Annotated in this window: 7 protein-coding genes and 2 pseudogenes; 5 read left to right on the forward strand and 4 right to left on the reverse strand. The window is 72.5% G+C overall.

Annotated elements, in window-relative coordinates:
• Positions 1 to 28: 28 nt before the first annotated feature.
• Positions 29 to 1,762, reverse strand: coding sequence for an ABC transporter ATP-binding protein (locus tag KME75_RS18035; protein ID WP_219416006.1), 1,734 nt, complete (start codon positions 1,760 to 1,762; stop codon positions 29 to 31).
• On the reverse strand, positions 1,756 to 2,394 hold the full coding sequence (locus KME75_RS18040) for a TetR/AcrR family transcriptional regulator (protein ID WP_219416007.1): 639 nt from the start codon (positions 2,392 to 2,394) through the stop codon (positions 1,756 to 1,758). Before KME75_RS18040 ends, KME75_RS18035 begins: the two co-directional genes overlap by 7 nt.
• 346 nt (positions 2,395 to 2,740) lie before the next feature.
• Here KME75_RS18040 and KME75_RS18045 point away from each other — a divergent pair, with 346 nt between their 5' ends.
• Complete coding sequence (locus KME75_RS18045) at positions 2,741 to 2,944, forward strand: cold-shock protein (protein WP_219416008.1); 204 nt, start codon at positions 2,741 to 2,743, stop codon at positions 2,942 to 2,944.
• A gap of 111 nt (positions 2,945 to 3,055) precedes the next feature.
• On the opposite strand, the gene KME75_RS18050 is transcribed toward KME75_RS18045, so the two are convergent.
• Complete coding sequence (locus tag KME75_RS18050) at positions 3,056 to 3,763, reverse strand: winged helix-turn-helix transcriptional regulator (protein ID WP_219416009.1); 708 nt, start codon at positions 3,761 to 3,763, stop codon at positions 3,056 to 3,058.
• 156 nt (positions 3,764 to 3,919) lie between these two features.
• Here KME75_RS18050 and KME75_RS18055 point away from each other — a divergent pair, with 156 nt between their 5' ends.
• The 4 genes and pseudogenes from KME75_RS18055 to KME75_RS45025 form a co-directional block, all read left to right on the forward strand.
• Positions 3,920 to 4,975, forward strand: a complete 1,056-nt coding sequence (locus tag KME75_RS18055; protein WP_219416010.1) for a class I SAM-dependent methyltransferase — start codon at positions 3,920 to 3,922, stop codon at positions 4,973 to 4,975.
• Positions 4,972 to 5,760, forward strand: a complete 789-nt coding sequence (locus KME75_RS18060; RefSeq protein ID WP_219416011.1) for a DUF2182 domain-containing protein — start codon at positions 4,972 to 4,974, stop codon at positions 5,758 to 5,760. Before KME75_RS18055 ends, KME75_RS18060 begins: the two co-directional genes overlap by 4 nt.
• Before the next feature lie 41 nt (positions 5,761 to 5,801).
• Positions 5,802 to 6,044: pseudogene (locus KME75_RS46820) on the forward strand (DUF1326 domain-containing protein); the annotation flags it as partial.
• Between the two features lie 25 nt (positions 6,045 to 6,069).
• Positions 6,070 to 6,378, forward strand: a pseudogene (locus KME75_RS45025) (DUF1326 domain-containing protein); the annotation flags it as partial.
• A 3-nt stretch (positions 6,379 to 6,381) separates the two neighbouring features.
• On the opposite strand, the gene KME75_RS18070 reads toward KME75_RS45025, so the two are convergent.
• The coding region (locus KME75_RS18070) for a spermidine synthase (protein ID WP_219416013.1) at positions 6,382 to 6,921 on the reverse strand (540 nt) is incomplete at its 5' end.

A 6,921-nucleotide genomic window follows, 5' to 3' on the forward strand; every position in this document is an offset into this window, starting at 1 on the left:
TCGTCGACGCCCTGCTTGGTCGCGCTCGTCATGCCACTTCCTCCACCGTGAACTGGGACGCGACGATCTCGCCGTAGGTCGGGCAGGTGCCCAGCAGCTCGTCGTGGGTGCCGATGCCGACGACGGCGCCGTCGTCGAGCACCACGATCTGGTCGGCGTCGCGGATGCTGGCCACCCGCTGCGCCACCACCAGCACGGTCGCCGTCGCCGTGACGGGCCGCAGCGCCGCACGGAGCCGCGCGTCCGTGGCCAGGTCGAGGGCCGAGAACGAGTCGTCGAACAGGTAGATCTGCGGCGCGCGCACCAGCACGCGCGCGATCGCGAGGCGCTGCCGCTGACCACCGGAGACGTTGGTGCCGCCCTGGGCGATGGGCGCGGCCAGCCCCTCCGGCATCGCGCGGACGAAGTCGGCGGCCTGGGCCACCTCGAGCGCCGCCCAGAGCTCCCCGTCGCTCGCGTCGGGGTTGCCGTAGCGGAGGTTGCTCGCGACGGTGCCGGAGAACAGGTACGGCTTCTGCGGCACGATCCCGACCCGGCGCCACAAGTGCTCCGGCTCGAGGTCCCGCACGTCAACGCCGTCGACGAGCACGGCGCCGGCGGTCACGTCGAAGAGCCGGGGCACGAGCCCGAGCAGCGTGGTCTTGCCCGCGCCGGTGCTGCCCACGATCGCCGTGGTCGTGCCGGGCCGCGCCGTGAGGGTCACGTCCCGGAGCACGGGTTCGTCGGCACCCGGGTAGGCGAACCGCGCCGCGCGCAGTTCGAGCACGCCGGTGGCCTCCGCCGGGACGACCGGCCGGGCGGGCGGGGCGACCGAGGACTCCGTGTCGAGCACCTCGACGATCCGCTCGGCGCAGACCGCGGCCCGCGGGATCATCATCACCATGAAGGTGGCCATCATGACCGCCATCAGGATCTGGATCAGGTAGGTCAGGAACGCGGTGAGGGCGCCGATCTGCATCTGCCCCGCGTCGATCCGCCCCGCGCCGAACCACAGCACTGCCACGCTGGAGACGTTCAGCACGAGCATGACGATCGGGAACACCATCGCCATCAGCCGGCCGACGCGGGTCGCGACGGCGGTGAGGGCGACGTTCGCGACGTCGAACCGGGCGGACTCCTGCGGCTCGCGCACGAACGCACGCACCACCCGGATCCCGGTGATCTGTTCGCGGAGGACGCGGTTGACGTCGTCGATGCGCGTCTGCATGACGCGGAAGCCCGGGACCATCCGCACGATCACCGCGCCGATCGAGACGACCAGCACCGGAACGCAGACCAGCATCAGCCAGGACAGCTGCAGGTCCTCCTGCAGCGCCATGAGCACGCCGCCGATGCACATGATCGGTGCCGTGACGAGCATCGTGCAGGACAGCAGCACCAGCATCTGCACCTGCTGGACGTCGTTGGTGCCGCGGGTGATCAGCGACGGCGCGCCGAACCGGTTGACCTCCCGGACGGAGAACTCGCCCACCCGGTGGAACAGCGCGGCCCGCACGTCGCGCCCGAAGCCCATCGCCGTGCGGGCGCCGACGTAGACCGCAGCGATCGAGCAGACGATCTGGACGAGCGTGACGACCAGCATCCAGCCGCCGGTGCTGACGATGAAGCCGGTGTCACCGCGGGCGATCCCCCGGTCGATGATGTCGGCGTTGAGGCTGGGCAGGTAGAGCGACGCCATCGTGCCGAGCAGCTGCAACGCCACGACGAGCAGCAGCGGCCGGGTGTAGCTGCGCAGATTCTCGCGCAGCAGTCGGATCAGCATGGACCTTCCTCGGTCGGGTCGGGTGCGGGCACCGCGGCGTCGAGCAGGCCGTCGAGCAGGATCGCGACGATCTGCTCCGCGTCGAGCGTGCGCCCGTCGGCGATGAGCGGGTGGGTGCCGGAGAAGACGAGCAACCGCAGCACGTGGGCGAACTCGGTGGCCGGCACCCGCAGCCGCTGCGCGTCGGGCCCGATCAGGTCCACGATCGCGGCCCGGAACGCGTCGTTGATCGGGGCGGCCCGGGGGCGTTCGCACCGGTCGGCGTCGTCGTGGTCCGGTGGGCGGGTCCAGTCGAGGGCGGCGAGCAGCCCGAACACCTCGGACAGCCGGCGCTGCAGCACCGCGACCGCGGCGGCGAGGCGTTCGCGCAGCGGCAGGTGGCGGTCCACCTCCGCCAGCTCGCGGAGGGTGGGCGCAGGCTCGAACGCCTCCGCCACCACGGCCCGGACCACCGACTCCTTGTCGGGGAAGACCCGGAAGATCGTGCCCTCCGCGATCCCGGCGGCCTCGGCGATCTGCCGCGTGGTCACCCCGCCGCCGTGCCGCAGCACCAGCGGCAGCGTGGCCGCGATGATCGTGGCGCGGCGGTCGTCCGGTGCCATGCGGCGGGCTCGGGGTTTCGACGGCTGCACGGGTGCGACGCTAAATGAGCACGCACTCACTATCCACCGGTTTTCGCTCGGGGCGGACGGGCCCCGGCGCGGAGGAGCGGGGATCACGGGACCGGGAGCCTGGCCCGCCGAGCCCCGAGGGATCGGGCGCGAACGTGCGCTGCGCCACATTCGGGGCGCTCGGGGGAACGTTCGGGCGCGGCCCGCGTTGTACATGATGGTCGTCAGAGCTTTTCGGTGTTCGTGTGATTCACGCTCGCGGGAATGTTTTCTGGTGCAACGCGCAGGGACGGTCCCTGGTCTGCGGCACCTCGGCCGGGCGCCGCACGGTGCGGACGCCCACCATCACCTGCTTGGAGCAGAACACATGGCACAGGGAACAGTGAAGTGGTTCAACGGCGAGAAGGGCTTCGGCTTCATCTCCCAGGACGGCGGCGGCGCCGACGTCTTCGTCCACTACTCGGAGATCGACGCCGCGGGCTTCCGCAGCCTCGACGAGGGCCAGCGCGTGGAGTTCGAGATCGGCCAGGGCGCCAAGGGCCCGCAGGCCACCGGCGTCCGCGCCATCTGAGCTCCCCACGCGCCGGGTCGTCCGACCCGATGACGTGATCGACAGGGCCCGCTCCCGCTTCCGGGGGCGGGCCCTGTCGCGTCCGCCCGCCCCGAGCTCGTCGCCGGGCTGTCAGCTCGCGGACGTGCCGGTGAGTACCGCCGCCACCGGCCGCGGCGTCGACGCGAACGGCGACAGCTTCAGCCAGGTGGGCACCGCCCGCACGGCCTGCGTGTCGCCGCGCAGCACCAGCAGGCCCGCCCGCACCGTGTCGGCCCACGCGCGGTCGCCGCGCCAGATCTCGATCATCGTGCGCAGCTCGCTCGTGATCGTCATCCGCACCTCGTGACCCGGGTCGAAGTCGCACACGTCCACACCGTCGGTGTTGATCACGAGCCACCAGCTCCCCGCGGGGCCCGTCATGTCGGTGAACCGGAACAGCAGCACGGTGCGCCCGTCGGGTACGGCTTCCATGTCGATCCAGCGGTGGATGTCCCACATCAGCAGGTGCGGGTCCAGGTCGACGTCGCCGAGCTCGCCGATCCACCGCGTGCCCCACTGCCCGAGCGCCGCGACGATCGGCTCCAGCTCCCGCCCGGACGGGCTGAGGTGGTAGGTCACCCGGTTGCCCTCGCTGTGGCGTTCGACGACGCCGGCGCGGACGAGCGTGTGCAGCCGCTTGGACAGCAGCGCGGGCGACATCCGCGGCAACCCGCGGCGCAGCGCGTTGAAGTGGTGGCTGCCGGCCATCAGCTCCCGGACGATCAGCAGCGTCCAGCGCTCGTCGAGCAGTTCCATCGCCTTCGCGACGGGGCAGAACTGTCCGTAGGTGGCACCCATCTCTCCCCCTGCCGGGTCTCGTGGGTTGGAGCAGGTAGGGCGGCCCGCGCCGGGAAGCAGTACTGATGTTGTACCGGATCGCTACAGAAGCAGAACTGGCAGCGGCTGCTGCGCCGGTCGGACCATCCCCCGTACTCGCAACGAGGGGAGACGACGATGACCGCGACCATCGAGCCCAGCGCAGGTGCGCCGAGCGTGGCCGACCAGGTGCCGGTGCTGATGACCCAGGTCGCCGGCTACGTGGGCCACCGGACCATCGCGATCGGGCTGCGCGGCGGGCTGGTCCGGGCGGTGGCCGAGCGGCCCGGCAGCACGGCCGACGACCTGGCCGAGCACCTGGCGCTGGACAACTTCTACGTGTCGGTCTGGTGCCGCTCCGCGCTGGCCGCAGGCGTGCTCGTCCGGGACGGTGGCGGCTTGCGGCTCGCACCGCACATGGACACGCTGCTGCTGGACACGGGCTCGCCCGCCTACGTCGGCGGGGTGTTCACGCTGTTCGAGCAGCCCGAGGTGTTCGGCCGGTTCGCCGCGAACCTGGCCACGGGCGAACGCATGTGGTGGGACGACACCAGCCCCGAGTGGATCACCCAGGTCTCCGGGACCGGGACGCCGTTCTACACGCGCCTCATCCCCGGGGGGCTCGCCCTGGTCCCCGGGCTCACCGAACGGCTCGAGGCCGGCTGCCGGGTCGTCGACACCGCCTGTGGCGCGGGACGCGGGGTGGTGCGGCTGGCGACGACGTACCCGAACTGCGAGGTCGTCGGGATCGACGGCGACGCGCACTCGATCGCGGAGGCCCGCAAGCGGGTGGAGGCGGCCGGGCTCGCCGACCGCGTCCGCCTGGAGTGCATCCCGCTGGAGGACATGACGCTCGACGAGCCGGCGGCCGTCGTGATCAACAACATCTCGATGCACGAGTGCCGGGACATCGACCGGGTCGCCGCGAACGTGCTGGCCATGCTCGAATCGGGCGGCTGGTTCGTGATCTCCGACTTCCCGTTCCCGGACACCGACGAGGCGCTGCGCACCCCGCCCGGGCGGGTGATGTGCGGGATCCAGTTCTTCGAGGCGCAGATCGACGACCAGCTGCTGCCCCGCGCCGCCTACGACGACCTGCTGAGCAGGCACGGGTTCGCCCACATGGGTTCGGCGGCCCTCACCCTGATGCACACGCTCACCTACGGCCGGGGGCCGGGAGGCGGATCGCGATGACTCCGGCCTCTGCCGCCGTCGGCCACCGCGATCCCGCCCGGGTGCTGTGGTCGCTGACGGCGGCGGGCTGGCTGGTCCTCGTCGCCCTGGAGTTCGTGCCGCGCGGCGAGCTCACGCACGCCGCGCACGCGGTGGCCGGCCTGCGTGCTGCGGCACCGGACCTGCCGCTCCTGCTCGCCGCCTTCGCCGCCGGCTGGGTGGTGATGGTCGCCGCCATGATGCTGCCGACGACGGTGCCGATGGCGCGCATGTTCACCGTGGTCACCGCCCGGCAGCCGGGGGCATCCGGCGTCCGGTCGGCGTTCTACGGGGCCTACCTCGCGGTCTGGCTGGCCTTCGCCGCCGTCGCACTGGCCGCCGCGGTGGGGCTGCACCGGCTCCTGCCGGCCGTTCCGCCGGACCTGGCGCTCGCCGGCGCGCTCGGGCTCGCCGGCGCGTTCCAGTTCAGCCCGCTCAAACAGCGCTGCCTCACCGCCTGCCGGGAGCCGGCGGCGTTCCTGTTCGCCCACTATCGGCGCGGCCTCGCGGGCGCGTGGCACGTCGGGGTCCGGCACCCGCTGTCCTGCCTGGGCTGCTGCTGGGCGCTGATGCTGGTGATGTTCGCGACCGGGGCGGCCGACCTGGCCTGGATGCTCGGGCTGACCGCGGTCATGGTCGCGGAGAAGGTCGCTCCGTGGGGACACCGGATCGTCGCGCCGGTGGGCGTCCTGCTGTTGGCGACCGCCGGCTACCTCGTCATCGGCGACCCCGGAGCGCTGCCCGCCGCCGGGACCCACACCCATTAGGAGGAAGGAGATCGATCATGGGATACGAGCTCGAAGGACGGATGTCCGAGGTCTGCACCTGCACGAGCTACTGCCCGTGCTGGGGCGGCAACGACCCGGACGGCGGCTCTTGCGACTTCGGGTGGGTCTTCCACTTCGACCGCGGGCACATCGGCGGCACGGAGGTCGCCGGGCTGAACATGGGGTTCCTCGGGCAGCTGCCGGGCAACCCGCTCGCCGGGAACGTGCGCCTGCTCGTCATCGTCGACGACGCGGCCAGCGAGGAGCAGCAGCAGGCACTGCTCGCCGCGTTCACCGGGCAGCACGGCGGGCCGCTCGCGGACCTGGCGGGCCCTGGTCGGCGAGGTCGTCGCCGTGGAGCGCGCCCCGATCGAGTTCGACGTGACGAAGGGGTCGGGATCGGTGCGGGTCGGGGGACGCTTCGAGGCGGAGGTGAAGGGCGACCGGTCCCCGAACGGGAACCCGTCGATGCTGGTGGACACCGTGCTGTCGCCCGTGTTGGGCAGCCCCGGCTATCCGGGCAAGCCCACCCGGTTCCACCTCCCGGCGGGCGAGCACGGCTACGACTTCCCGGCCCGCAGCGCGATCCAGACCGAGTTCCACTACGCCACGGCCTAGGGTTCAGAATGTCCCGTCCGGCGGCGCCGGCGAGTCGGCGGCGGTGGCGTCGGTGACCGGGCGGGCCCCGCCGGTGAAGCGCTCCAGCGGCGGGCCGTGCTCCACCCGCCCGGGGAACGGGTCACGCCCGATCGCCGTCGTCAGCTCGGCGATCGGCAGCTCCCGGGCGCTGCCGAGCAGGATGAGGTTGCCGAAACGGCGACCCCGCAGCACGGCGGGCTCGGTGATCAGCGCGGTGTGCGGGAACACCGCCCGGGCCGTGGCCACCTGCGCACGGGCGAAGGCGAGCGAGCCCGCGCCGTCGGTGATGTTGGCCGCCCACAGGCCGCCGTCGTCGAGGGCCCGGGCCACCTCCTGGAGGAACTCCACGGAGGTGAGGTGCGCCGGTGTGCGGGCGCCCGCGAACACGTCCACCACGACCAGGTCGAACGCGCCACCGGGCGCCCGCGCGAGCACCTCGCGCGCGTCACCGGTGCGCACCTTCAGCCGCCAGGTCCGGTCCGGCGGCAGCTCCCGGCGCACGAACTCGACCAGCGGCCCGTC

The organism is Pseudonocardia nigra (assembly GCF_019396355.1).
GTDB lineage: Bacteria > Actinomycetota > Actinomycetes > Mycobacteriales > Pseudonocardiaceae > Pseudonocardia > Pseudonocardia nigra.